15 protein-coding genes are annotated in these 26,184 nt (G+C 64.5%); 6 read left to right on the top strand and 9 right to left on the bottom strand.

Annotated features, from left to right (window positions below; translation table 11 throughout):
* The first annotated feature begins 17 nt into the window (after positions 1-17).
* Both GLL_RS21705 and GLL_RS21710 read left to right on the top strand, forming a co-directional pair.
* On the top strand, positions 18-1,586 hold the full coding sequence (locus GLL_RS21705; RefSeq protein WP_011144201.1) for a DUF1800 domain-containing protein: 1,569 nt from the start codon (positions 18-20) through the stop codon (positions 1,584-1,586).
* Positions 1,587-1,595: 9 nt separating this feature from the next.
* Entirely contained in the window at positions 1,596-2,831 is a 1,236-nt protein-coding gene (locus GLL_RS21710) for a DUF1501 domain-containing protein (RefSeq protein WP_164929473.1), read from the top strand.
* Between the two features lie 40 nt (positions 2,832-2,871).
* On the opposite strand, the gene GLL_RS21715 is transcribed toward GLL_RS21710, so the two are convergent.
* From GLL_RS21715 to GLL_RS21755, 9 genes are all read right to left on the bottom strand, one after another.
* Positions 2,872-3,510 carry a Uma2 family endonuclease gene (locus tag GLL_RS21715; protein ID WP_164929474.1) on the bottom strand — a complete coding sequence of 213 codons (639 nt, stop codon included), beginning with the start codon at positions 3,508-3,510 and terminating at the stop codon, positions 2,872-2,874.
* 60 nt (positions 3,511-3,570) lie between these two features.
* Positions 3,571-3,942: a hypothetical protein gene (locus GLL_RS21720; RefSeq protein ID WP_011144204.1), complete on the bottom strand. Its 372-nt coding sequence runs from the start codon at positions 3,940-3,942 to the stop codon at positions 3,571-3,573.
* On the bottom strand, positions 3,939-4,379 hold the full coding sequence (locus tag GLL_RS21725) for a DUF6932 family protein (protein WP_164929475.1): 441 nt from the start codon (positions 4,377-4,379) through the stop codon (positions 3,939-3,941). Before GLL_RS21725 ends, GLL_RS21720 begins: the two co-directional genes overlap by 4 nt.
* A 41-nt stretch (positions 4,380-4,420) precedes the next feature.
* The gene (locus tag GLL_RS21730) at positions 4,421-5,965 is read right to left on the bottom strand and encodes a hypothetical protein (RefSeq protein ID WP_011144206.1); all 1,545 of its coding nucleotides are present in this window, start codon (positions 5,963-5,965) and stop codon (positions 4,421-4,423) included.
* A 6-nt stretch (positions 5,966-5,971) separates the two neighbouring features.
* Complete coding sequence (locus tag GLL_RS21735; protein WP_011144207.1) at positions 5,972-7,564, bottom strand: alkaline phosphatase family protein; 1,593 nt, start codon at positions 7,562-7,564, stop codon at positions 5,972-5,974.
* 2 nt (positions 7,565-7,566) lie between these two features.
* Positions 7,567-7,851 (bottom strand): acyl carrier protein, encoded by a 285-nt coding sequence (locus GLL_RS21740; RefSeq protein WP_011144208.1) that lies wholly within the window; start codon positions 7,849-7,851, stop codon positions 7,567-7,569.
* A 20-nt stretch (positions 7,852-7,871) separates the two neighbouring features.
* The gene (locus GLL_RS21745; protein ID WP_164929476.1) at positions 7,872-12,743 is read right to left on the bottom strand and encodes a type I polyketide synthase; all 4,872 of its coding nucleotides are present in this window, start codon (positions 12,741-12,743) and stop codon (positions 7,872-7,874) included.
* Positions 12,740-21,829 carry a type I polyketide synthase gene (locus GLL_RS21750; RefSeq protein WP_011144210.1) on the bottom strand — a complete coding sequence of 3,030 codons (9,090 nt, stop codon included), beginning with the start codon at positions 21,827-21,829 and terminating at the stop codon, positions 12,740-12,742. Before GLL_RS21750 ends, GLL_RS21745 begins: the two co-directional genes overlap by 4 nt.
* Positions 21,830-22,156: 327 nt before the next feature.
* Positions 22,157-22,435 (bottom strand): hypothetical protein, encoded by a 279-nt coding sequence (locus GLL_RS21755; protein ID WP_164929477.1) that lies wholly within the window; start codon positions 22,433-22,435, stop codon positions 22,157-22,159.
* 112 nt (positions 22,436-22,547) lie between these two features.
* On the opposite strand from GLL_RS21755, the gene GLL_RS21760 reads away from it, so the two are divergent.
* The 4 genes from GLL_RS21760 to GLL_RS21775 are packed head-to-tail and all read left to right on the top strand — an operon-like array spanning position 22,548 to position 26,182.
* Positions 22,548-23,060 (top strand): inorganic diphosphatase, encoded by a 513-nt coding sequence (locus GLL_RS21760; RefSeq protein ID WP_164929776.1) that lies wholly within the window; start codon positions 22,548-22,550, stop codon positions 23,058-23,060.
* Between the two features lie 23 nt (positions 23,061-23,083).
* Complete coding sequence (gene panD, locus GLL_RS21765; protein ID WP_011144212.1) at positions 23,084-23,461, top strand: aspartate 1-decarboxylase; 378 nt, start codon at positions 23,084-23,086, stop codon at positions 23,459-23,461.
* Entirely contained in the window at positions 23,409-24,962 is a 1,554-nt protein-coding gene (locus GLL_RS21770) for a cellulose synthase family protein (protein WP_197530067.1), read from the top strand. The genes panD and GLL_RS21770 overlap by 53 nt, the downstream gene beginning before the upstream one ends.
* Before the next feature lie 53 nt (positions 24,963-25,015).
* Positions 25,016-26,182, top strand: a complete 1,167-nt coding sequence (locus GLL_RS21775; RefSeq protein ID WP_011144214.1) for an alpha/beta hydrolase family protein — start codon at positions 25,016-25,018, stop codon at positions 26,180-26,182.
* The last annotated feature ends 2 nt before the right edge of the window (positions 26,183-26,184 follow it).

Below are 26,184 nucleotides of genomic sequence, written 5' to 3' on the forward strand. Positions count from 1 at the left end.
CCGGACGACAAAGGGCGATGAAAGGCTGGCGATTTTTGGGCAGTACAATCTTGGCGGCGGCGGTGCTGAGTGGGGCGACATACGCCCCGGCTGTCGCTGCGCAGACCGCTTCCAATACACAGGTGCTGCACGTGCTCAACCGGCTCGGGTACGGGCCGCGGCCCGGGGACATCGAGCGGGTGAGCGCCCTGGGAGTCGAGCGCTACATCCAGCAGCAGCTGTGGCCCGAAACCATCCCCGAACCCGCTTCGCTGCTGTCGCGTCTGGCGGGCCTGGAGTCGCAGCGCATGAGCAGCGCCGATCTGGCCCGCACCTTCGGTCCGCCGCCGGGCAGCAATTCAGCGCTCGGCCGCCGCTCGGCCGCTCCCGCGTCTGGTGAACTGGAGCAAGCCAGAGAAGCTTACCGTCGGCGGCTGGGCGGCGTCGCCCGCCAGGCGATGGAGGCGCGGCTATTGCGGGCTGTGGAGAGCCCCCGGCAGTTGCAGGAGGTGATGACCGATTTTTGGTTCAATCACTTTAACGTCTACGCCAACAAGGGCCTTACGCGCCTGTGGGTAGGTTCCTACGAGCAGGAGGCGATCCGCCCCGACGCCTTGGGACGTTTTTCGGATTTGCTTGCCGCGACCGCCCGCCACCCGGCGATGCTGTTCTACCTCGACAACTGGCAGAACACCGGTCCCGGCACACCGGGGGCGCGGGGCCGCCGGTTGGGTCTCAACGAGAACTATGCCCGCGAGCTGTTGGAACTGCACACCCTCGGCGTCAATGGCGGTTATAGCCAGAACGACGTCACCGAACTGGCGCGGGTTTTTACCGGCTGGGGACTGTGCCCGGCGCAGCGCATCGCCTCCAGCGGTGCCTTTTGCTTCGACGCGAGCCGCCACGATCCTGGGAACAAGGTGTTGCTTGGACTCACCATCCGCGGCGGCGGATTCGAGGAGGGTCTGCAGGCGCTCGACCTGCTGGCCCGCCACCCCGCCACCGCCCGCCGCATCGCCTTTAAGCTCGCCCAGGCGTTTGTGGCCGACGAGCCGCCCCCGGCGTTGGTAGGCCGTCTGGCTGTGCGCTTCGACGAAAGTGGGGGCGATATTCGGGCGGTGCTTGCCACTCTTTTCGAGAGCCTCGAATTCTGGAACAGCCGCGAGTTATTCGGCGCCAAATTCAAAACGCCCTACCGCTATGTGATTTCGGCGGTGCGGGCCACCGGGATGCCCCTGGAGCAACCCCTCGCCTTAACGGGTCCACTGACGCAACTGGGAATGCCGCTATTTGGTTGTCAGACTCCAGACGGCTACAAAAACACCCGCACCGCCTGGTTGAGTCCGGAGGCGATGACCCGCCGCTTGAGCTTTGCAACCATCCTGGCTGCAGGTCGGCTGCCGGCTGTCGCTGCTGTTGACGCAGCACCGGCGGACCTGGCTGTGGCTGCTGAGTGGCCGCAATTGGGTGTACCCCTCGACCCGGATGCCCTCGCTCTTGTACTGGGCACTCCCTTTTCAGCCAAAACCCGGCAAATCCTCGCCAGAAGTCCGTCGGCGCTGCGCTCGGCTTTGATTCTGGGTAGCCCCGAGATGATGTCCTATTAGGTGCCGGCGATGATCCTCCCCAGACGCGCATTGATCCAGGCGGGCCTCGGCTCGCTTATCTCCCTCGGGACTACCGGCTGGGCCGTCCGGGTGCAGGCCGCTCCCGACCGGGACCGACGGCTGGTGGTCGTCTTTTTGCGCGGGGCGCTCGATGGTCTGAGCGTCGTTGTTCCCCACGGCGATGGGGATTACTATCGGGCGCGACCGCGGCTGGCGGTGCCCCGGCCCGGTAAGCCGGACGGAGCTATCGATTTAGACGGCCACTTCGGTCTGCACCCGGCTTTGGAAGCCTTGCTGCCTCTGTGGCGGCGGGGCAGTCTCGCTTTTGTACACGCCTGCGGTCTACCTGCACCCAACCGTTCCCACTTCGACGCACAGGAAGTGATGGAAAGCGCTGCCCCCGGCTTCAAAGGTGCTGCCGACGGCTGGATGAACCGGTTGCTCTCCGTTTTGCCCGCTTCGACCGCCTCGGTGCGGGCGGTCCATCTCGGTTCGACCCTGCCGCGCATCCTGGCGGGAGAGGAGCCGGTGGCAAGCCTCGCTCCCGGCCGCGCCGCCACCCGCGCTCAGCCCCTCGACAGGCCGCAGGTGGCGGCGGCTTTCGACGCGCTCTACAGCGGCTCCGATCCGCTCAGCCACGCCTACCGCGAGGGCCGCAACGCCCGGCGGGTGATCCAGGAAAGTCTGTCCGCCACCGGTGAGGACGACGCGGCGAGCAACGGCGCACCACTGCCGGGGGGTGCTTTTGCGGGGGATGCGCGGCGCCTGGCGCAGCTGATGGTGCACAACCCGGATGTGCAATTGGGCTTTATGGCCCTGGGCGGCTGGGACACCCACATCAACCAGGGTACCAATCAGGGCCAGTTGGCCCTCAGGTTGCGGGCGCTCGGTCAGGGGCTCGCCGCCTTCGCCACCGAACTGGGACCGCTTTTTGAACGCACGGCGATCGCGGTGATCTCCGAATTCGGGCGCACCGTGCGCGAGAACGGCAACGGCGGCACCGACCACGGCTACGGCAACGTGCTGTGGCTGGCCGGCGGGGCCGTTAAAGGGGGCAAAATTTATGGCGGGTGGCCGGGGCTTGCCGCCGACCGACTTTTTGAGGGGCGCGATCTGCCGGTGACCACGGACTTTCGCTCGGTGATTGCTGCGGTCCTGGAACGCCATCTGCTTCTCGATGGACGCCGGGTGCAGCGGGTGCTGCCGGGTTTTGCCGCCGAGCGGGTTGATGTGATGTATTCGTAATGGCTGTTGGTGGTTGCAACTTTCAGGTTGCGATTGGCTTCTATACCTGATTTCGTTTATTTTCTACTCTCTGACGAAATGCCTTCGCTGCTGCCAGCGGATTTGGATTCTGAATACATTCACCCAACAATTCCAAATCCAAATCAGGGAGCAGCTCACTGTGATGGATGGCTTCGTAGCCAAAAGTCTGAGCAAATGGAGTCCAATCCTCACGCAGATGGTAGATCAAGAAGCGTTGATGTTGCCAGAACCAAACTTCCCGCACACCGAGACGACGAAAACGTTCCAGTCGAGCGATGCCGCCGCTGGTGACGATTACTTCAATGACCAGATCAGGAAACTCTTTGTCGGTGCCAATGCAGTAGCTTTCATCGGGCTCCGCGCCGACCTGCTGCTCCGGGTTGCGAAAGGTGGTGGAACCTGTGGGGAAATATTCGGTATCGGTTTCTAGAAAGTAGATTTCCAGCAATGTTCCGATGCGTGTTTTTCCGGTTTCATGCCGCCGACTCGGTGCCACAATTTCCAATACTCCATCCAAGTAATTCACTCGATACGCCAGACTATCGTCCAGTTCTGCCAACAGGGCTTCGTACTGTGACCAAGTGACATTGGCGAAGATGCGTTGTTCTTCCGGGTCATCGATGTTCAACCACCTGGATAAGTCATCGAGTAGCAACATATCCATTCACTTTCGTTTGGACTCATACTAGAGCAGGTTTCAGGTGTCGGAGCTGGCACCTCAGGATGATCTCTCCGGGCGGTAACGGCAGAGCAGGCGGATGTAGTAGACGGTGTGGCGGCCTATACGCTGGCGGTGGGGCACACGCGAGACTGAGGTTGTCCGACGCCGAGTCGGCTTCAAGCGGCGGTGCGGTAATTCGCCAAGCGATGGACTTTCCAGAGCGAATCCCGGCGCCCTCTGCAAACGGTCGTACTCCTGCATTTGGCGTCGCAGATCCTCGATTTGGCAGCGGTAGGCTCCGGCCTGCGCTTCGACGGCCGGTCGGAGCAGCCCGGAATGGGCCGCTTTTTCGGGCAACTCCTCTAGGGCCTTTTCGAATTGGCTGATCCAGTACAGGGTATTTTCGTATTGCTGGCGATTGGTGATCATGGCAGGCTCTCCAGGTTGACTGAGATGATGCCTTTGGGCTTGCGCGTCTGTCTGTCGCGGCTGAAAAAATCGAAAAAGTCCTCGCTGCGCAGAATGCTAGACGCCAGAACCGGGAACAGTTGGCCGCTGAAGCGCTCTGTGAGGCTTGCCGCCCCGGCCTCAAAACGCAGGAAAACCGGATCGAGCACTTCCAGATTAACCCCGTCCAGTTCCCAACAGGCGTCGAAATCACCGGGGATTGCTTTGCTGGCGACAAAGCTGCCATCTACGTAGACAGCTTTACAACCAGCCAGTTTTAACAGTATCAGCGCCTCCAGCAATCCTCCGGCCAGAGTGCGACGTCTTTCGTTGTAGGTATAACGGTTCACGAACTCCGGCCAATCAGCTCGGTGAATGCCCGGCGGCAAATTGCCGCTGGTATCAAAAGGTGGAGTCAAGACCGCTCCTTCACAGGACGGCGAAGGTTTGCAGTTGCCTTCTACCCCTGAGAAAGCGGCTGTGTGAGAGGTCCGTTCCGACCGTTAAAGCTCGAAGCGAGCGCCTTGGGGATGCCCGCAGCCGGTTGGACAGGCACACGGTTGCCGAGCCAGACTTCCAAGCCGCCTAGGGAATTGTCGGTGTAAGTCCACTGACCGTCTTCTTTGACGGCGACCCGGGGGCCGAAGGGGTTGGCGGTGCCGATGAACAGGCCCGCGGGGGTCGAGACGATGTTGCGGATGCCATAGTTGTAGACATTGCCGAAACCGCGCCGGTCTACCGGCAGCCAGTTCTCGCCGTCGCAGCTGCGCCAGAGTTCCGAGCCGCCTTCTTCATCCACCAGGTTGTCGAGGCCAATCAGTTCGATAATCCGGCGGACTTTAGCGCTGGTGGCAATGTCGGGGCTCATGTAGCGCAATATCGAACTCCAGTTCATCGTGCCGGCGTACAGCCAGCCATCGTGGGCGCCCATCCGCCAGATGTAGCCGTTGCGGACGTTGTTGAAGCCGTCGGTAAAGCCGCTGGCCGGAAAGCGGCCGTCGGCGCGCCGCTCGCCAACCAGTAAATCCCAGGAGCCGTCCGGGTGCACCCGCAAAATTTCAGCCCCGGCTGGGCCGATGTTGTTCTTGAGATCGCAGCCGCCGTTCTGGATACCCGTTCCTAAGTACAGAGCGCCTTTGAAGGGAATCAAGCTCACCGCCACCTGGTTGAGGGCACCGCGGCCCGCTCCGCCCTCGATCACGCACTGCCAGCGGTAGGGCGGTGTGCCCTCCGCGTCGGTGCGCCACAGTTGAAAACCGGCGTTGTTGAAGGTGCCCGCGTAGAGGTGATCCTCGAAGGTGTTCATGATAAACACCGTCAGGTTGCCCGGATCGCCAAAGCCGGGTTCGTTGACCGCCCGCCAGATGCCGCTGGCCGGATCGTCGCTCTCGAAGATCATGCAGACGCCGCTCGCGTTCTGGTTGCCGCCCTTGGCGCCGGTGGGGGCGGTAAAGAGCTTGCCCTTGAAGGGCACCAGCAGGCGGATGCTCGTGAAGGCAAGCCCCATCAGGCCGCCCTCGGAGACCGCCTCGAAGTGGACGCCGTCTTCTGAGCGGACGATCTGCGCCCCCGGTCCCTGGGCGCGGGAGAAGTTGCCCAGGTAGAGCGCCGGTTTGCTGTCCGAGGTGCCCTGAAACAGGGTGAGCGAGCGAAAGCCCATCTCGCGGGCGATGTACTGACCGTGGGATCCCAAGATGAGTGGCGAGCGGAAGACCCGCTCCCAGTGGTCGCTCACCGGGTCGAAGCGCCAGATCTCGGCGGGGGCGACGCGCTCCTCGAAGTCCGTTGCCGTCAGATCCGAGGCGTCCACGGGCCAGAATTCGGTCTGCAGGGGAATCATCGTCTTGAGCTTCTGCAGCACGGCGCGGGTGGTGCCCACGTAGAGACGGCCCTCAAACCAGCCCATCGCGTGGGCGTAGCTGTTGAAGCCGTCTCCAAGGCCGTTGCGGCAGGTCTTGCGCAGATCTTCCAGGCGCAGGCCGGGCCGCGGTTCGGGGTTGCCCATGGGGTATTACTCGACGTAGCCGAGCATCTGCAGCTGCTCCAGCAGCTTCGCTTTTTCGGCTTCGCTGATGCTGGCTTCGTCGGTTTTACCCTGGCCTGCCAGGGCCGCCTCGCCGGTGCGCACGGGGTTCACCATCAGGTAATCGTCGTTGAAAAAGTCGACGGTGACCTTGCCCTCGAAGTTGTCGGGGATGGGCAGGCCGAGGCTGTAGAGCAGCGTGGCGGGCGCGTCGTGGATGTTGTGGCGCTCGCCCACAAAGCCCGAGCGAATGCCGGGGCCGTAGGCCAGAAACACCCCGTCGGGGTGGTGGGTACCCAGCGGTTCGGGCCGCTTCTCGACCACCGGGTACACGTCGCGGATCGACACGAAGCCGTGATCGCGCAGGGTGAGGGTCAGATCCGGGGCTTCGGGCAAGGCCGCTCCGTTGTAGATGTCCTCGCGCTTGCGCACGGCGGTGATGATCCGCTCGCCGGTGACCGGGTCGACGAGCGCTTCGAGATCGGCAATCAGCCGGTCGCGAAACGCTTCGTACTCCGCAGGCGCGATACCAGGATCGCCGGGTTTGGCGGCGACGCGGATGACGATGCCGTTGCTCGACGGGGTCGGGCAGTAGGCGCTCGTCTTGGTGAAATCGACATTGGCAAACCAGGAGGCGGTGGGACGGCCGTCGTCGTTGCCATCGCCCGCCTTGAGCACCAGGTAGCCTTTTTGGGCGAGGTAGGCGTTGATGCGCACGACCTCAAAAGAGGCCGTAAAGCCATGATCGGAGTTGAGGAACACCTGACAGTCGGGACCGGCCAGTTCCACCAGTTGCTCAATCCAGCTATCCAGCTTGCGGAAATATTCGAACGAGAGGGCGCGCAGGGTGAGGTACCCTTCGCTCGGCTCCTCTGGGATCAAGTTCGGATCGAGGTAGTAATAGATTTGGTGTTGGAGTTTGTCGGTGCCGTCAAACAGGACCGCCATCAGATCCGGCTTATCTTCGACCAGCAGCTTCTTGGCCACCGCGAACCAGTTTTCGTCGCGGCGGATATGGTAGCGGATCCAATCGGCCAGATCCCCCTGGTTGAGCGCTTCCATGATCTGCTTTTCGTGCTCGAAGTCCCAGGCGAGGTTTTTGGGGCTGAAGTCGGGCAGTTCTTTGAGGCGTTCGTACAGTTCAGGAGGCGAAGTGCTGCGCCGCAGGTGCTTCCAGTGGGTAAAACCGGGCACCAGCGAACCGGTGTTGGGCCGGGGCGGGGCGGTAAACGGATAGTTGAGGGCAACCACTTTTTTGCCTGCCCGGGTGGCAATCGACCAGATCATCTCGGTCTGCACGTCGCGGGCGTCGTAGAGCGTGTAGAAGACGTCGTCGCCCTTTTCTTCCATGCGGATGAAATCGTAGACGCCATGGTTGCCGGGGGTGCGCCCGGTCATAAACGAGACCCAGGCGGGCGGGGTGAGCGGGTTGGGCGTCGAGAGCAATTTGGAGCGGGAGCCCTGCTCGAAGATTTTTTTCATAAAGGGCATGGCCAGACCGAGGCCGGGCAGTTCTTCGACCATCTGGTCGAGTACCGTAAAAGTGGCCCCATCCAAACCGATTGCTAAAGTTCGAGTCATGGCTAATCCTGATTGAGTTTACGGGTTACAAAGTTGACCAGTTCCTGGACGGAGATATCGCTGACGTACTTGCCGTCGCGCAAAATCAATTCGCTGAAATCGAGTTTGCGCTGAAAGTGTTCCTCGATTTCCACCACCAGATGCACGTAGTCGATCGAAGCAAATTCGAGTTCTTCGACCAGGCTGGTCTGGGGCTGGATCTGCTCGACATCGAGATCCCAATCCGCGGTCATCTCCATCAATATTTCGATGATTTCGGTTTCGACTTTCTGGAGTGTGACGGTCATCAGCTCTCTCTAATGAATGGTTAAGGTTGCCAACCGCAGACGGCAAAAACTTCGTCGGGGGCGTACCAGAGCCGCACACTAAAGCGGTGCTCGCCGTGGACGACGGTCATCTCGGTACCCTCCGGGTTGCGCGCCACCACCTGCCACCGCCGGGGTTCCCCCTCCAGGCCCGTGCCGAAGGCTTTGGCGGCGGCTTCTTTGGCAGACCAGAGGCCGATGAGGGCCAGCTCCGTAGGCGAACTCACCAGGGCCAGTTCGGACGGATCAAAGGCGGCGGTGAGCCAGTCGGTGGAGCCGAGCCGCTCCAGGCGCTGCAAATCGATGCCCAGGGCCATGCCGTAGGCGACTGCCGCGACCGCGTGCCCCTCGCTGTGGGCAATCGAGATTTCCGGCAGCGGACCGAAGGCCGCCAGGGCCGGGCAGGAGACCATGGGTTTGCCCAGTTCGTTGCTCAGGATCTCGAAATCGGCGGGGGCGAGTTGCAGACCGTAGGCGGCTTCGGTCCACTGCCTGAGCGCCTCTTTGGCTGCGAGGCGCCCCAAAAGCCAGTCGCGCCGCCGGGGGCCTTGCTCGGGCAGGGCATACCAGTAGGTGCGCTCCGCCTCGTTCAAGATCAGGTGCGCGGTGACCCGCTTCCAGATTTCCCAGCTCTCTTCGAGGTAGTCGTCGGGATTCTCGTAGCGCCGGACAAATAGCCCGGTCTCGGCCTGCATCCAGGGCTCGGACAGATAGTTCACCTGCGGCGCCACCCGAAAATCCTGGTAGCGCGGCGGCGAGAGGAAGAAACGGCTCTGCCAGCCGGTGAGGCGGTAGAGCACGCGCCCTTCGCCATCGATGTAATCGAGGTGCGATTCGGTGGCATTCTCGCTCAAGTAGCGCGAAGTGCAACGGCACAGCAGCCTTGTACCGGCCGGGGGGGACGCTCCGAACTGCTCGAAGGAGCGCACCTGGAACGGAAACATGCTGAAATCGGGGCTGTCGATATCCTGCGAGAGCCAGAAGGCTGCAAGCTGCCCCGCCGCGTCGATCAGGCTCTGCTCGAGCTGAAAGACGCCCGGGCGGCCGTCGGCAAAAAAGTCCCCGGTGCCCCAGACGCCCAGATCCGCCTGGATGCCCCGTTCGCCGCAGCAGTGGATGTGCTTGAGGCTCTGGAAGCGCGGCCCGTGGAACATGCCGGTGCTGTAGAGCCGGTCGTCCGCCAACTCTGCGCTGAGCGGCCACAGCGCGCCGGGATCGAGGTCGCGGGGGGCGGGGGAGCTTGTGTAGGCGGCGGCGACTGCGATCACCGCCTCGAAGGCCGGCAGCCGCACGCTCGCATCTTCGTCGCTCAACTGAAAAAGCTGGGCCTGATAGCGGCCGTCCGGAAGCCGCCGCAGTACCGCTTCGACGGTAAGGACACCGCGGTCCAGGGCGAGCCAGCGAAAGCCGCGCACCTCGCTCATGGCGGTGACCACACCGTTTCCACCGGCCAGATACACCGCCGCCTCCGCCAGAAGCTCCATGCTCGTAGTGAAAGGCAGAATCGGCAGGGGCAACAGCGCGGGCTGCAGCGACGAGGGGTTTCCCCCCAGGGTGTGGTCGCGTAGGAAGATGTCCTCGCCGATGGTGAAGCGGCGGCGACAAACCAGTGACTGCACGTCCAGATGGATCACCTGACCCAAGAGCGGCCAGGGATCGACGCTGACGGCCATTTCTGCGGTCTGGGCGGGCGCACCGGTCAGTAGTGCGCTGAGCATACGGTCCTGGCTTGCCAGAAACTCCTGCATCAAGGCGAAGTGGTCGACGATGACCGCGGCGGCACCCAGATCGTGGCCGTTGGCGGGTGCCTGGATGGGTGCGGGGACATTAGGGGGATCCTCCGCAATCGGGACTGACCGTTCGAGTGTGGCCAGGGCTGCTACCGGCGGCTCCTGGGACGGGGCGAGTGTGGATACGGGCGCGGGCGCGGCGGTTAGACTCGTCAGACTCGGCGGATGCGAGCCGTTGGTGGTTGCTTTGGGCGCAGGGACGGGAACTGCGGGAGCCTGCCGCTCGGGCAGCACAAAATCCGGCGGCAACTCCATGTGCGGCAGCGTCAGATCCAGAACGCGGCCCCGGCGCTTCGGTTGGGCTTCTCCCGGCGCCGGAGGCTGGGGAAGCAGCCCGCGGCGGCTATAAAAGGGCGCGAAGCTGACGTGCTTGCCCGAAACGAACAGTTGACCCACCAGATGCTGAAGTTGTTCCAGGCCGCTCTTGCGCTGGCTGTTGACCGGCACGGCTTTGTAGTCGCGGCCTTTGAGCACATCGTCCACGAAACCCGTCAGGTTGCCGCTCGGTCCCACCTCGACGAAGTGGCGCACCCCCTGGCTGTAGAGCGTTTCGAGGGTCTCGCGAAAGCGCACCCGCGAGGGCCACTGCCGCTCGCCGAGGGTGCGGATGCCCTCCGGATCGTCCGGAAAGAGCCCGACGCTGGCGCAGCTGAACAGCGGCGTGTGGCCGGGACCGACATCGAGGGCGTCGTAGAAGCCCCGCAATACCTTGCCCGCCTCTTCGAAGAGCGGCGTGTGGTAGGCGCGGTCGAAGGGCAGGCGGCTGCAGATGGCCCCGGAAGCCTGTAGTCGCTCACTGGCTTGGGTGACGGCCTGCTCGTCCCCAAAAAGCACCACCTGGTTCGGGCAGTTGTCCATCGCCAAATGCAACCGGCCTTCGAGATCCGCCAGTACCTGCTGCAGATCGTCGCTTTTGACCGCCCCCACGGCCAGCAGCGCCCCGCGCGGCACGATATTCATCTGTTCGAGCCGCTGGTAGAGCCCATTGAGCAACAGCAACTTTTCCATCATCTGGGAGCGGTCCGTGAGGCGTACCACGCCCGAGGCCACGAGGCTGGTGAGTTCGCCGGTGCTGTGGCCGACCATCACATCCGCTTTGATCTCAAATTGCTGGAGCAGTTCGTAGAGGGCCATGCTGGCGGTGGCCACCGAGGCAACGGCCAGTTCCATCTGATAGATCGCCCGATGGGTTTGCTCCTGGACTTGCTCGTCGATGGCCGTGGGCGGCGGGAAGATGTAGCGGCTGGGCGGGTGCGGCCTATCTGCGCCCAGGGCCGAATCGAGAAAATCGAACCACTCGCGCACCACCGGAAAGTGCAGACACAGATCCGCGAGCATGTTCGGGTACTGGCAACCTTCGCCCGGGAAGATCATCGCCGTCTGCGCGTCTGCCATTTCGGAGGTGACCTCGCCGTACATCACACCGCCGCGCAGACGGACGCGGCCGGGTTCTTTGAGCTTCTCGACGGCTTGCCTGAGTTTTTTATGGAGATCCGCCCGGTCCTTGGCGACAACGGCCAGACGGTAGTCTCCGGCGGTCCCGGCCGCCTGGTTGCAGGCGATCTGGGCGAGCGGGAGGGTGGGGTGCACAACCAGAGTGCGCTCGATCTTGGCGATTAACCCCGGGCGATCGTCCGCGGCGAAGACTACCAGCTCGGAGGGCCAGCGCCGGTGCAAAACCGTATCGGGACCGGTGGGAGTGTGCTCTTCGAGGATGGCGTGGGCGTTGATCCCGCCGAAGCCGAAGGCGTTGATCCCGGCGCGGCGGGGGCGCTGGTTGGCGCTCACCCAGGGCCGGGTAGCATTGTTCAGGTAAAAGGGTGTCTTCTCGACCCCCAGTTCCGGATTGACCGCATCGAGCAGCGTCGGCGGCAGCACTTTGTGGTAGAGAGCAAGTGCCATTTTGATGAAGCTTGCTGCCCCTGAAGCCGGGATGCAGTGGCCGATCATCGATTTGACCGAACCCATACCGACGCGGGGCAAGTCTCCCTCGCGCGCTCCATAGACCTGGGCGAGTGCTTCCATCTCGGTGCGATCACCCACCGGGATGCCGGTGCCGTGGGCTTCGACCAAATCCACCGAGGCCGGGTCGATGCCGGTAAGCGAGTACGCCTCTTCGAGAGCCAGCACCTCGCCTTCCAGGCGCGGGGCGAGCATGCCGAGGGCTTTACCGTTGCTGGAGCTGCCGACACCGCGCACCACCGCGTAGATGCGGTCGCCATCCAGCTCGGCGTCGGCCAGACGCTTGAGCACGAGAATGCCGCAGCCTTCGCCCATGACGTTGCCGTCGGCCGCCCGATCGAAGGGCCGGATGTTGGTGCGCGAGAGCGCCCCCAACTGGCAAAAGGCCATGTTGTACTGCGGCGGCAGCGAAGCTTGCACCCCACCGGCCAAAACCAGGTCGCACCGGCCGCTCGCCAGTTCTTTCATGGCCAGTTCGACGACGATGAGCCCCGAGGCGCAGGCGGCATCCACCAGATAGTTGGGTCCCATCAGATCGAGACGGTTGGCGATCCGGCCGGTGATCACGTTCGGTACCATGCCCGGCACCACCTCGGCGTTAAAAGCCGGGGCACTCTTGCGCAGAGCCCTGTGCACAGCGGCCAGGGCTTCCTCGCCCAGTTCCGGACAGACCCGCCGCAGGGTGTCCATGGTCTGGTCCAGCACCAGGGTCTGCTGGAGCATCGCCATGTGGCCCCGGTTGACGTAGACGCCGTGGCCAAGGATGATCCCCGCTTTTTTGCGGTTGAAGGGCCGATCGAGGTAGCCCGCGTCGGCCAAGGCGTCGCGGGCAAGTTTGAGGGCGATGAAGTGGTCGGGCTCGGCGGCATCGAGGGTGTTGGGCATGATCCCGAATTCGGTCGGATCGAATTCGGCCAGTTCACCCAGAAAACCGCCCTTGGAGGTGTAGATCCGGTCTTGCTCTTTTGAATTCGGGTCGAAGTAGTGCCGTGCCCAGGAGGCAGGCGCTTCGCTCACCGCGTCGACTTTGTCGACGATATTCTGCCAGAAATCGCCGACGGTGGCCGCCTTTGGAAACAGCGCGGCCATGCCGACGATGGCGACGGGCTCGATGGGGTTCATGGGCACCTCGCCAACCGGTTGAGCGCGCGCGAGCAGTTGCTCTCGCCATCTTCGAGCAGCAGACGCACCCGGCCCTGGGAGTCGATCACCGTCGCGTCGTAAACAATCTGGTGATCGTGGACGCTGGTGAGGCGAAAAGCAATGCGCATGGGGCCTACCAGCGGCTCGCTGTCGAAGCGGACCACCCGGCCGATACGGCTGGGAAGCGCAAAAGATCCCTGGTGTGTGCGCGCCCAAAACAGCGCCAGTTGCGGGATCGTATCGAGTAGACCCGGATCGAAGAACCAGGCCGGCAAGGTCTCGGCGGTCTCGAAGAAACGGGCGGGCTCGCTCGGTCGCACCCGCGCGTCGATGCCCTGTTCGCCCAGGCGGTCGAGGGCGGTGAGCAACTGGAAGTGCGGGCCGTGGAACGTGTGCTCCCGGTAGGCGGTGGCGATGTCGAGGGCACTGCCCGCGACCGCAAGTGGCGCAGGCACCCCAACAGAGGCCCCTTCAAGCCGAGGGCGCATGACCACCAATGCCCGGTAAAACGGCGCTTTTTTCTCGGGATCGAAAATTTCGGCGCTCACCTCAAGGGCGTCGGCGTCAGCGTGGACGGAGGCACGGGCACTCAATGTCACCCGCTTGCTCGCCCCTGCACCGCTGTCGGCATCGAGAACGACGCCGCGCAGCACGCGCAAGTCGCGCACCTCCGAGACGATCTGATCGGGCCAGGCGTGCTGGACGAACTCGGCCAGCCATTCGAGGGCGACCGTCGCAGGCAGCACCGCTTTGCCGTCCATGGAGTGATCGCGCAGGTAGGGGTCGCTTGCCAGGGTGAAAGTGTGATCGAGGGTGACGCTGGTGTTGGGTTGCAGTACAAAAGGTGTGCGAATCAGGGCGAAGGGCCGCACCGGGGTGGTAGACGCGGCCTCGGGCTTGAAGTTGCCGCGGGTGGCTTCGGCGGTCTCCCAGGGACCTTCGCCGACTACCACCTCGACATCTTCGAGCGGGCCATAGGTCAACTCCTCAAGGAACGCCTGCCGGCCCGCCGGTAGCGAAATCGGCACGACGTTGCGCTTGCGGAACTGGGCTTTGATGGCCTCGGTCGCCATGCCCGAGTCCCACGGTCCCCAGTTAAAGGAGATCACACGGGCGGCGGGCCACTGGCGGCGCATCTCAAAAGCCATGCGGTTGAGCACTTCGTTGGCGGCGGCATAATCCACCTGGCCGCGGTTGCCGAAGCGGCCGGCCACCGAGCTGAACAAGACCACCAGTTTGAGGGTCTCCGGCCGCAGGCAGCGGGTCAAAGTAAAAGCGAGATCGACTTTGGTGTCGAAGACGCGGCTAAAAGACTCGAAGCTCTTGTCGGCAATCAGCTTATCCTCGATGATTCCCGCTCCGTTGATCACCGCGTCGAGGCGACCGTAGCGCGCGTAGATGTCCTCGACCAGCGCGATCAGCTCCGCCTCACTGCCGACGCTGTGGTAACCCACCCGGGCGCCCAACTGCTCAAAGCGCGCCAGGTTCCGGGAGATGGCCCGCTCCTTGAGCAGGTTTTGCACCTGCTGCTCGATGGCGGCGGGGGTGGGGGTGCGGCCGGACGCCTGCAGCCGGGTCATAAAGATCTTGCGCAGGGTGGCGATATTTTCGATGCCCGCCGTCTCTACCGATTCGGGGGTGGGAACCGGGGAGCGCGCGCAGACGATGAGGGTCATGCCGGTCGCCGCCAGGTCCGCCGCGATCTCAGCGGTGATCCCGCGCGCGCCGCCCACGACCAGCGTCACCCAGTCGCGGCCCGGGACCAGCCGGGGTGGCCCATCGCCGGTAAAGGGCGCCGGGGTGGCCTGGAAAACGGTGCGCCGTCCGCCCGGGTAGCCCACCTCCTGGCGGCTGTCGGCCGCCAGCAGTTCGGCTACGATACACGCGGCCATCTGAGCCGGATTCTGGCTCTCGTCGAAGTCGAGGGCCTTGGCGTGGGCCTCGGGCCATTCCTGGGCGACGGTTTTTACAAATCCACAGGCGGCTCCGCCGACGGCAAGACCGGGGCCGATGGTACCCCCCCGGCCCAGTTGCCCCCCGAGGTAGGAAGCGGCCACGACATGGGCGTTCGCCCCAGCCGCGAGCAAATCGGCGCTGCAGTCGTGAAGCATTTGAAAGAAACTCTTGGCCTGCACCTGGGTATGCACTCGCCACTCGGCGAGGCTCTGGGGCGAGCCCGGCCGGGCGAGGGCCGTCAGGTGCACTACACCCGACGCCGGGCCGAAGCGCTCGCGCAACTCGCGCACGCAGGCACCGAGCAACTCGGGCGATTGCAGCACGGCGGCGGGGATCAAGGCGCTGCGCGCGCCGGCGGCCTGGAGAGCGGGCACCAGGGCACCCGCTACTCCCAGTTCGTCCTCGGCAATCAAAAACAGGCCGCTCAGGGTGCGGCCCTCAGTCCGCGGTAGAGGCAGGGTCCGCGCTTCCATCAGGTAGCGCGGCGCGGCCTCAGCCGCGGACGAGGATTTTTTTGGGCTTTGGCCCCCCTCGGCGGCCGTGGAGGGGATAGCACCCAGGGCGAGCAATTGCTCGATGAGGATGTTGAGCGTTTTGGCGCGGGTCAGCGACTCCATCTGGCTTTGCAAGGGCGCCGTCCACTCGACGGGCAGCGCTTTTTGCAGTGCCCCCATAATCTCGACGCGCTTGATCGAATCGATACCCAGTTCCGCTTCGACGTCTTGATCGAGGCCGAGCACCTCCGCCGGGTAACCGGTGCGCTCGCTCACCAACTCCAGAATCATCCGCGTCAATCCCTCGCGGTCGAACCGGACGGCGGGGGCGGCGGCGACTGCAGCCGGGGCAGCAACGGCAGGCGACGCGCCCGCACCACCCAGGGCGAGCAATTGCTCGATGAGGATGTTGAGCGTTTTGGCGCGGGTCAGCGACTCCATCTGGCTTTGCAAGGGCGCCGTCCACTCGACGGGCAGCGCTTTTTGCAGTGCCCCCATAATCTCGACGCGCTTGATCGAATCGATACCCAGTTCCGCTTCGACGTCTTGATCGAGGCCGAGCACCTCCGCCGGGTAACCGGTGCGCTCGCTCACCAACTCCAGAATCATCCGCGTCAATCCCTCGCGGTCGAACCGGACGGCGGGGGCGGCGGCGACTGCAGCCGGGGCAGCAACGGCAGGCGACGCGCCCGCACCACCCAGGGCGAGCAATTGCTCGATGAGGATGTTGAGCGTTTTGGCGCGGGTCAGCGACTCCATCTGGCTTTGCAAGGGCGCCGTCCACTCGACGGGCAGCGCTTTTTGCAGTGCCCCCATAATCTCGACGCGCTTGATCGAATCGATACCCAGTTCCGCTTCGACGTCTTGATCGAGGCCGAGCACCTCCGCCGGGTAACCGGTGCGCTCGCTCACCAACTCCAGAATCATCCGCGTCAATCCCTCGCGGTCGAACCGGACGGCGGGGGCGGCGGCGACTGCAGCCGGGGCGGCCGGGGCCAGAGTGGCCGCACCGTTTGCACTCTTTGCCGGTGCCGGGGCGCCGTGGGCTGCAGAACCGTTGGCCACGGGCATAACCGGGAGGACAGGCGGGTAAACCGTAAGCGGAGCAGTGGGAGTGGGTGGCGGTGGAGCCATTGGAGCGGCCGGAGGCGAAGCCGTTGGTAACACAACGGGCGCGGGCGCAGGCAGCGCCGGTGCCGCCGGGGCCATGGCGCTCAGCATGGGTGGGGCGGCGGGAGCCGGTGGCGCACTTAGCGGTCTGCCGGCGGCAAACTGCAGGAAGTGGCGCATCACTTGCTCCTCGGTCGCCAGGAACTGGCGCATGGTCTGCTGGTAGGCCATGTAGGCCTGCAGGGCGAGGTCGTTCGACATGGAGTTGCCTTGCGTGGTGGGTAGCTTGGACGGTCCAGCCGACGCGCCGGAGGGGGCGACGGGTGAAACAGGAACCGAAGAAACAGGGGCGGCGGCGGGAGCAACCGGCATGTGACCGTTGGTGCGTCCATTGGGGGAGGCGGAAGCCGGGGCCGACGCCGTGCCGTTGGCAGCGTGGCTGACGACGGTGATCGCCGGGGCGGACGGCGGCGCCGGGGTAGTGGCGGCTTGAACCGGGGCGGCAGGCTTTGCCGGTGCCGGGGGCGGCGGGGTAGCGGGTTGCTCCCGGGGCGCGACGACGGCGGTGACCCGCGGGGCGGTTTCCAGTGTCAAAGGGGGTTTGATGCCGGTGTAGGCTATCGGTTCGCCTGCGGGCCGCGCCACACCGCCGTTGATCAGCCAGGCGGTGGCGGATCTGGGCGGCTGGGAAGCAGCCAGTTGGGCCGGGCTGATCAGTTGGGCCGGGCGCCCGTCGAACAGCGCCGACCAGCGCATACTGACACCGTTGGCCGCAAGCGTTCCCAGGGCCAGCAGCAATCCCCGCAAACCGCCGCCCTGACCGTCCAGGGACACAGCCGTGTGCTCGCTATCTGTGAGAATCTGGCCGATGAGGCGGGTGAGCACCATCTTCGGACCAATTTCGATAAAGACCCGCGCCCCAGCGGTATGCATCGCGCGGATCTGCTCGACGAATTCGACGGAATTGAGCAAATGGTCGCCCAGCTGTTCGCGGATGGCCTGGGGATCCGACGGGTACGGGCGAGCGTTGGCGTTGGCGTACACCGGCAGCGTCGGCGGTTGGACCGCCGCCTGCTCAATCGCCTCCGCCATCGGAGCCTGGGCAGCCTGCACCCGGGGCGAATGGAACGCACCCGCCACGTCGAGCATCCGGGCGTTACCGCCCTGCTCGACAAGATGCTCGACGATCTGGAGGAGCTTCGATCTGTCTCCGGAGAGGACAATCTGATTCGGGGCGTTGTGGTTGGCCACGATCACCTCGCCGCTGCAGCCGAGTTCGGCCAGGATCGCCTCGACCCGCGCGCGGCCGGCCATCACCGCCGCCATCGCTCCGTCCCCTTCGCCGCAGGCGGTGGCCATCACCCGGCCTCTCACCTCCGACAGGCGCAGAAAATCCTCGCGCGTGAGCACGCCCGCCGCATGCAGCGCCGCGTACTCGCCGTAGCTGTGGCCGCAGACCACCGCCGGTGCAAGACCCAAACTCGCCGCCAAATCGAGAAAACCCGCTGCGATAGCCCCGAGCGCCGGTTGGGCCACCTGGGTGCGGGTGAGTTCCTGCCGCTGGCGGGTCTCGTCGGCTTCGCCGTGGGCGGCGGGCGGATAAATAAAGGCACTCAGCGCCCGTGGCAATCGGCCCGCCAGGAGCGCATCGGCCGCTTCGATGCTGTCGCGCAACTCCGGCCGATAGAGGGCGGCTTCTCGACCCATGTTCGGGTACTGTGAACCCTGGCCGGGAAAGACGAAGGCGACGCGCTCGGCCGGAACGGCGGGACCGAAGCCCAGGCGGATGTGGTCGGGTAACTCCACCGGCTGGGAGGAAGCGAGGGCAGCCTCCGCCTGCTCGATAGCCTCGGACAGCTCCTTGAGGTTGCCTGCGACGATAGCGAGGCGAAACGGCTGAACGCCGCGAGTTTGGGCCTGGCGCGCGCAGGTATAGGCCAGATCGCGCAGGGCATGGTCCACCCCAGAAGTTGCCGCCTGCCGAATAGCGCGCAAGTCCTTGAGCAAGGCGTCCTTGCCGCCCGCCTGCCAGACGAACAGCTCCAGCGGCCAGCCGTCGGCGCCGGGGGCGCACGCGCGCCCGCCACCGGTGTACTCTTCGAGCACGGCGTGGAAGTTGGTGCCGCCAAAACCAAACGCACTCACCCCGGCCCGGCGCGGATGCCCCGCCTCGGCAAACCAGGGGCGTGCATCCGAGAGGAGATAGACCGGGCTTTGCGGATCGGAGATCGCTGCCAGGGGCGTGTCGATCGGATGGGCGGGCAGCACCCGCCGGTGCAGTGCCAGTGAGGCTTTGATGAGAGCCGCCACCCCGGCGGTGCTCTTGGTGTGACCGATGAGCACCTTCACTGAGCCGATGGCGCAGGACTTGCTCTGCGCCTGCTCGGCCACCAGCGTCTCGGTGAGGGTGGTCAGCTCCGAGCGATCCCCGAGGGCGGTGCCGGTGCCGTGGGCTTCGTAAAGCCCCAGTGTCTTGGGCGAGAAACCGGCCTTGCGGTAGGCCCGCTGCACGGCGCGCTTCTGGCCCGCCGGCAGGGGGGCGGTCATGCCGAGCGCCTTGCCGTCGCTAGAACCGGCGGTCGATTTGATCACCGCGTAGATGCGGTCGCCGTCGCGCTCGGCGTCAGCCAGGCGCTTGAGGACGACCATCGCCAGCCCTTCGCCGATCACGATGCCGTCGGCCGCCTGATCAAAGGGCCGCGGCTTGCCGCCCGGGGTAAGCGCCTGGGTCTTGCTGAAGCAAAAGTACGGGAACGGCCCCTGGCTGGTATCGACGCCCCCGGCGATGACCATTGCGCTGTGGCCCGTTTCCAAGTCGCGCACCGCCAGGTGGATGGCGGCGAGCGACGAGGCGCAGGCGGCATCGACAGTGAAGTTGGAGCCGCCGAAGTTGAAGCGGTTGGCCACCCGGCCGGCGACGACGTTGGCCAGCAGACCCGGGAAGGACTCCTCGGTCCACTCGGGCAGGCGATCGTAGACCTCGGGATCGGTGTGGCCCACAATGCGGGGAATCTCGGAGCGCGCCGCGTACTGTTGACCCAGGTCGCCGACGCTGCCGCCGATGCCGAAAATCACCGAAGTGTGCTCGCGATCGAACTCGCCCGTCTCGTAACCGGCGTCGGCAATCGCCTGGCGCACCGCCTCCAGGGCCAATAGCTGCATCGGTTCGATCGAGCGCAGCGATTTGGGCGGGATGCCGAAGCGCACCGGGTCAAAGGGCACGTCCTCCAGGAAACTGCCCCAGCGCGAGTAGACCTTGTCGCGCTTGTTGCGGTCGCTGTCGAAGTAGAGCCGCCAGTCCCAGCGGTGGGCCGGGATCTCGCTGATCGTGCTCACTTTTTTGAGGATGTTTTCCCAGTAAGTCTGGCCGTCGAGCGCTCCCGGCAGCAGTGTGCCGATGCCGACCACGGCGATGTCGCAGGGGCAGTTGGCGTGGGCGTCCTGGCCAGCTTCGACTGCGGACTCGGCAAAACCGGCCAGCTGCTCGCTGCCGATTTCACTCACCGTGGCGTGCAGGTTGCGCACGGTGCAGACCCGGTCGCGCATCGTGGCCACCTGGCCGATCATGTACATGCCGTCTTTGATCTGGGTTGGTTCATCGACCACCTCGATGCCCGCGGGGCCGCGCACCATACCCTTCGAGGCGGTGCGCAGGCGGCCCAGGGTCAGATCTTCGAGGCCGTTTTTGACTTCTTCCGCCGAATTGCCCGCCTGGAGCATCCGGCGGCGCGTCTGGTAGAACTCGTGGGCAAAAGGCGTCACCGCACAGCGGCTGGCATGGCCCGGACCGGTCTCCAGGTTGATCGTGCGTCGGCAGGCGATGGCCTGCTGCTGGAACTGCGGGACGATAGCACCGCAGGAGACGGCCTCTTCGGTGAACAGATAGGCGCTGCCCATTAGCACCCCTACTTTCATGCCCCGCTCGGCCAGAGGAGCGGCCAGAGCGCTCACCATCGCCGCCGAAGCCGCGTCGTGGATGCCGCCGGCAAACAGAATGTGCATGCGCCCAGCCTTGTCGGGGCCGACTTCGGCAAGCAGCATCTGCACCATGCTTTCCCAGAGCAGGAAGCTGCTGAGCGGGCCGACGTGGCCGCCGCACTCGCGCCCCTCGAAGACGAAACGGCAGGCGCCCTGCTCCAGGAACATCTTGAGCAAGCGGGGCACCGGCACGTGGATATAGGTGGCGATGCCGATCGATTCGAGGTGGGCTGCCTGGTCGGGCCGCCCTCCGGCGATCAGGGCGAAGGGCGGCTTGATTTCTTTGACGGCCTTGAGTTGCTCTTCGCGCAGCGCGTGGGAGACAAAGCCCAAAATGCCCACTCCCCAGCTGCGATCCCCGAGCAGGGAGCGGGTCTTGCTGAGCAGCGCATGCACCTGCTCGCCGCGCATCAGCGCCAGAGCCAGCAGCGGCAGGCCGCCACCCCGTGCGACCGCTTCGGCAAATTCGGCCGTGTCGCTCACCCGGGTCATCGGCCCCTGGACGATCGGGTACTCGGTGCGGTGCGATTCGGCAAGCGGCGAGGCGGCCTTGAGCGGCTGCAGGCGGCGAGCCGTCTCGATGATCCTGGCACTCTCCTTGAGGATGGCCTGCACCAGGCGGCCGGTGGTGCGGAAGCGATCGCGCAGACTTGCTGCTAGGCCGATTGCCTGCCCCAGCGGCCAGGCCGTCGCAGCCGGATCGCCCCAGCCGATATGCTCTGCAGCCTCGATGCGCCACTGGCGCAGGCACTGGGCGCGATCCTCGCCCAGATCAAGGCGCTCGGCGAGCACCTGCAAAGCAGAGATCGCCGTAAAGCCGGGCCGCGAGAGCACCCGGCAGGGCGTGTCGAGCCGCTCCCCCAACGCAACGGCTTCCTGGCCGTTGAGTTCGTTCAGGTGGCGCTGCCGCTCGGGATCAAGGGGCGATTCGGGCATCAGCCACATCTGGTCGTCGAGCACCACCCCGGCCGCTCCCGCCACCCGGCAGGCCGCCGCCGTGTGCACCCCGATGCCGCCCTGCACGTACAGCGGACCGAACCCCGCCTGCAACAACTTCTGCGCAAGCACGAACGCCGAATCCTCGCCCACCCAGCCGCCGCACTCGTGGCCGCGGGCCACCAGCCCGTCCACCGCCACCGCGGCGTGCGCAAGCCGCTCGGCTTGCTCGATATCGATGACCTCCAGCAGCACCCGGCGCCCCTCGACCGCGCCCAGACCCGCCAGGATGGCGGCAAGTTCCTCCGCTTCCCAGGCGCTGATCACCAGCCAGTGGGGTTGACCTTGAAGCTCCCGCAGCAATTCGACACTCGTACCCACCTGGCCTGCCGCAAGCCGCAGGCCGCACACGCCGCCCGCCGCTCCAGCCGCCTCGCGCAACTTGCGAAGACTGGCCGCGGCTACCGGCAGCGCACCGTCCGGACAGAACTCCCTGTCCAGAATGCCGACTCCGCCCGCGCGCACCGTGGCAATGGCAATACCGGGATAGGTAAATTCAATAGGACTTATCGCTAAGCAGGCAAAGTTCATCTTCTCTAAATCCTCTGTGATATGCGTCGATTGGGTGAGGGTGCCAAAAAATGTCCGATCTTTCTGAGAAACAGTTCAAGGCAAACCCCGGAACAACCTACGACCAGCAAATAAATGCGACCTACCAAAGCAAGGCAACGCGCTTGTCGGGCTACCTGACGAGCTATTTGGTGGACACAATTCAATCACCCCCGAATAGAACAGGTTGTAGCCACTTACACCGTTGCCCAGCGTTCCGGTAGGTACGTTCGGCACCAATTTCAAGCTCAAACCTTCAACTCGGACGGGCAGGCCCCCGCAACCCCGCCGCTCGCCGATGCATAGGTATCATACTTTCATCGCATTATGCAAGCTCTTGAACTCACTTTGGTTGCGTATCCCGGCTTTGTCAAGCCCAACAAGAGGCACAATCATGCCTGTTTCACCGTTTCGCTGGAATGTGTGTTTTAAAGCACTAAAGAAGCAAAATTTACAGTAAATCTTAGTGTTTACTGGATTTATCAAGATGGGTTGTAATAAAGACGTCTTGTGCAAACTGAATTGCTGAAATTCCACAAATTGGGCTTGTTGATGGGTCGCATCGATTCGGTGATCTTTGGTGGGCAAGTTGGGGAAAAGTGCGGCTGCTCCGTCGTATTGCAACTTCCTTTAGTTTGTCCGTCTCCCCTGGTACGATGCCCTAAAATGGCTATCGGACGCATCCGAAGGGGGTATCGTGATCGACTTGAGTAAGATTCCCGCCCGCCCGAAGGAGGGCCTAATCAACGTTCTGGTGGAAATTCCCGGACGTTCCCATAACAAGTTTGAGTTCGACAAGGACCTGGGGATTTTTACCCTCGACCGTGTGCTCTATGCTGCAGTGTACTATCCGGGCGATTACGGTTTTGTCCCGAATACGCTGGCGGACGACGGCGATCCGCTCGATGGGCTGGTATTGATGGACGAGCCGACTTTTACAGGATGTCTTATCGCTGCGCGGCCGATCGGGGTGCTCGGGATGATCGACAGCGGCGAGGGGGACGAGAAGATTCTCTGTGTGCCCGTCAAAGATCCGCGCTACGCAGGGGTCAAGGATCTTTCGGACATTGCCCAGCACCGCCTCGACGAGATTGCCGAATTTTTTGCCACCTACAAACGCCTCGAAAAAAAGGTGACCGAGATCACCGGCTGGCAGGGGGTGGAGGTGGCTCAACAACTGGTGGATAAGGCCATCGCAGCCTACACGCCGTAAACCAACAAAGGGGGCAGGAGCCAATGCTACGCACCGTACTACTCGGCAAAATCCACCGCGCCACTGTGACTGGAGCCTGTCTGGAGTATGTGGGTTCGATCAGCGTCGACAGCCGTTTGCTCGCGGCGGCGGGTATCCTGCCCCACGAACAGGTGCACGTCGTCAACCTCAACAACGGCGCGCGCCTGGTCACCTACGCCATCGAGGCCAGCGAAGGTTCCGGGGCGGTGGTCCTCAACGGTGCAGCGGCCCGCTTGGCAGCAGCCGGCGATCAGGTGATTGTCCTTGCCTACGGCCAGGGCACGGCCGTTGAACTGGAGCACCACCAACCCCAGGTGGTGTACGTCGATGCTCAGAACCGCATCGTCTCGGTCCACAGGAGCGTCGAACACGCTGGTTGAGATCTGGGCCTTTGCGCTGTTGGTGCTCAACAGCCTGGCAGCCCTGTGGCTTTTTACCTACGGGATCAATGCCTACTGGCTGACTGCCCGGCGCGGGGCGCCGCCGCCTGTGCCGCCTTCTCCTGGGCGGTGGCCGCTGGTGACGGTGCAGCTGCCGGTTTTCAATGAACTGTACGTCTGTCGCCGCCTGCTCGCTGCGACCTGCGCCCTCGACTACCCGCGCGAGGCCCTGCACATCCAGGTGCTCGACGATTCCACCGACGAGACGGTCCAACTGCTGGCCGCCGCCATCGAGGAGCAACGGCGGCTCGGCTTCAGTATCGAACATTTGCATCGCAAAGAGCGCCACGGCTTTAAAGCCGGCGCCCTGGCCGCCGCCACACCCCTAGCGAACGGTGAATACATCGCCATCTTCGATGCGGACTTTTTGCCGCCCCCGGACTGGTTGAAGCGCGCCCTGGTGCACTTTGCCGATGGGCGCGTCGGGCTGGTGCAGACGCGCTGGGGACACACCAATCCGGGCTATTCGCTGTTGACCAGGTTGCAGGCGCTCGGTATCGACGGCCACTTCGCCGTCGAACAGCAGGCGCGCTGCGCCAACGGCTACTACTTCAATTTCAACGGCACCGCCGGTGTGTGGCGCAAGCGGGCGATCGAGGCCGGTGGCGGCTGGCAGGCCGACACCCTCGCAGAAGACCTCGACCTCAGCTACCGCAGCCAGTTGGCCGGTTGGAAAGCGGTATACGACGGGCGGATCGTCGCCCCGGCCGAGTTGCCGGTCTCGATGGCCGCCTACAAAATGCAGCAGTACCGTTGGGCCAAAGGCAGCATCCAATGCGCCCGCAAATTGCTCGGCCGGGTGATGGACTGCGGGGGCAGCCCGATGCAGAAGTTGCAGGCGGCGTTGCACCTGACCGGCTACGCGGTCCATCCGCTGATGGTCTGGATTGTGCTGTGTTCAGTGCCGCTGTTGACGGTCAGTTGGGTGGGGCAGCACCCGCTCAGCCTGGTCTGGGGAACGCTGATGGTGCCTGCCACCTTCGGGCCGCCGACGCTCTACCTGGCGGCCCGGCGCGATCTCGATCCGCGCGGTTGGCGCCGCTCACTCGCGGCGGTAGCGCTGCTTGCGGTTCTTGGGACCGGGTTGTCGCTTTCGAATAGCCGCGCTGTACTCGCGGGCCTTTTTGACCGGGGAGGCGCTTTTCGGCGCACCCCCAAATTTGCCGTGGTGGCCAGGGGCGATCGCTGGGAGCACAAGCGCTACCGGCTCCCCCTCGATTGGGGAAGTTTCGCGGAACTCGCCCTGAGCCTCTACGCCGGTTGGGGAATACTCCTGGCTTTCCACGGGCGCGCCTGGGGTATGCTGCCGTTTTTGTTGCTCTACGTGCTCGGATACGCTTACGTGGGGGGCCTCGGACTGTGGCAGCATCTTCGCCCCACCCGGCAGAGCGACGGGACGCAGGCCCTGGCCGCAAGCGCGCCCCAGACACGTCGGCTCTGAACCGCGATTCCCATCGCAGCGTCCGCACCTGTAGATTCAATCGGAGAGATAACATGCGCTTTTTTGTCCTTCTGGCACTGTCGGGCTTGCTGGCCGGTTCGGCTTTGCCGCCGATCCCGGCGGCGGCGGCCCCTGTCGCCCTCGCTTTGCAAAGCGAAGCCTTGCTGGCCGACGGCTCTTACGCCGTCGCTGAGGCTGAGCAGGTGGTGCTCTTCGACCGCGAACGGGGCAAGGAACTGCCCGTGTACGCGGCCTATCCGCAGCAACCGGGGCGCTACCCGGTGATTGTCTTCTCCCACGGCTCGGGCGGTTCCGGCAAAGAAAAAGCGCTGATCGCCCGCTTCTGGGCCAGCCGCGGCTACGTGTGCCTCAATCCGACCCACGCCGATTCGATCGCCCTGCAGCGGGCCACAGGTCAGGCCCAAACGGGCGGCATGCTCCAGTCGGCAAAGCGCCTGGCCAATGATCCGGGGGCCTGGCAAAACCGCGCCCGGGACATTTCTTTTGTGATCAGCTCCCTGGGAGAACTCGAAAGGCAGATCCCCGACCTCAAGGGCAAACCCGATGCGCGCAGCATCGGAGTGGGCGGCCACTCGCTGGGGGCTTTTAGCGCCATGCTCATCGGTGGCGCACGCATCGATATTCCCGGTGGCGGGCGGGCCGTGAGCTTTGCAGACAACCGGGTGCGGGCGATTCTGTTGCTCTCCGCCCAGGGCAGCGGCCAGCAAGGTCTCACCGAGCGCTCGTGGGAGGCGATGAACCGCCCGACGATGACGGTGACCGGCTCGCTCGACCGGGGGATCACAGGCCAGGGGCCGCAGGAGAAGCTCGAACCGTTTACTTTCGCCCCGCGCGGCGACAAGTACGGCCTGCTGATCGAAGGGGCGAACCACGGCTCCTACACCGGCCGCTTCGCCGGTGAGGAGGGTGAGCCGGCCCAGGGGGCGGGCGGGATGGGCAATCTCCCCCCGCAGATGCGCGAAAGACTGCGCGAGAGGCTGCGCGGCGGGCAAGGGGGTGGCGGCATGGAAGGAGGACGCATGGGCGGCGGCCCGCGCGCCCGCGGCGGCGACCAGACGGCCATCTTCGGCTATGTCAAAGTGGCTACTGCCGCCTTTTGGGACGCTTATCTCAAAGGCGACGAGCGCGCCCGTGCCTATCTGCAGTCCGACGGGCTGGCGGAATTTAGCAACGGGGCGGTCGAATTGCGCCGCAAGTAGCT

This window comes from Gloeobacter violaceus PCC 7421 (genome assembly GCF_000011385.1).
GTDB lineage: Bacteria > Cyanobacteriota > Cyanobacteriia > Gloeobacterales > Gloeobacteraceae > Gloeobacter > Gloeobacter violaceus.

Coding starts and splice junctions, on each gene's coding strand:
- GLL_RS21715 (WP_164929474.1), bottom strand. CDS start 3,510: ATGTTGCTACTCGATGACTTATCCAGGTGGTTGAACATCGATGACCCG.
- GLL_RS21705 (WP_011144201.1), top strand. CDS start 18: ATGAAAGGCTGGCGATTTTTGGGCAGTACAATCTTGGCGGCGGCGGTG.
- GLL_RS21735 (WP_011144207.1), bottom strand. CDS start 7,564: ATGACTCGAACTTTAGCAATCGGTTTGGATGGGGCCACTTTTACGGTA.
- GLL_RS21745 (WP_164929476.1), bottom strand. CDS start 12,743: ATGAACCCCATCGAGCCCGTCGCCATCGTCGGCATGGCCGCGCTGTTT.
- GLL_RS21730 (WP_011144206.1), bottom strand. CDS start 5,965: ATGGGCAACCCCGAACCGCGGCCCGGCCTGCGCCTGGAAGATCTGCGC.
- GLL_RS21710 (WP_164929473.1), top strand. CDS start 1,596: ATGATCCTCCCCAGACGCGCATTGATCCAGGCGGGCCTCGGCTCGCTT.
- GLL_RS21770 (WP_197530067.1), top strand. CDS start 23,409: ATGCTCAGAACCGCATCGTCTCGGTCCACAGGAGCGTCGAACACGCTG.
- GLL_RS21775 (WP_011144214.1), top strand. CDS start 25,016: ATGCGCTTTTTTGTCCTTCTGGCACTGTCGGGCTTGCTGGCCGGTTCG.
- GLL_RS21750 (WP_011144210.1), bottom strand. CDS start 21,829: ATGAACTTTGCCTGCTTAGCGATAAGTCCTATTGAATTTACCTATCCC.
- GLL_RS21740 (WP_011144208.1), bottom strand. CDS start 7,851: ATGACCGTCACACTCCAGAAAGTCGAAACCGAAATCATCGAAATATTG.
- GLL_RS21720 (WP_011144204.1), bottom strand. CDS start 3,942: ATGATCACCAATCGCCAGCAATACGAAAATACCCTGTACTGGATCAGC.
- panD (WP_011144212.1), top strand. CDS start 23,084: ATGCTACGCACCGTACTACTCGGCAAAATCCACCGCGCCACTGTGACT.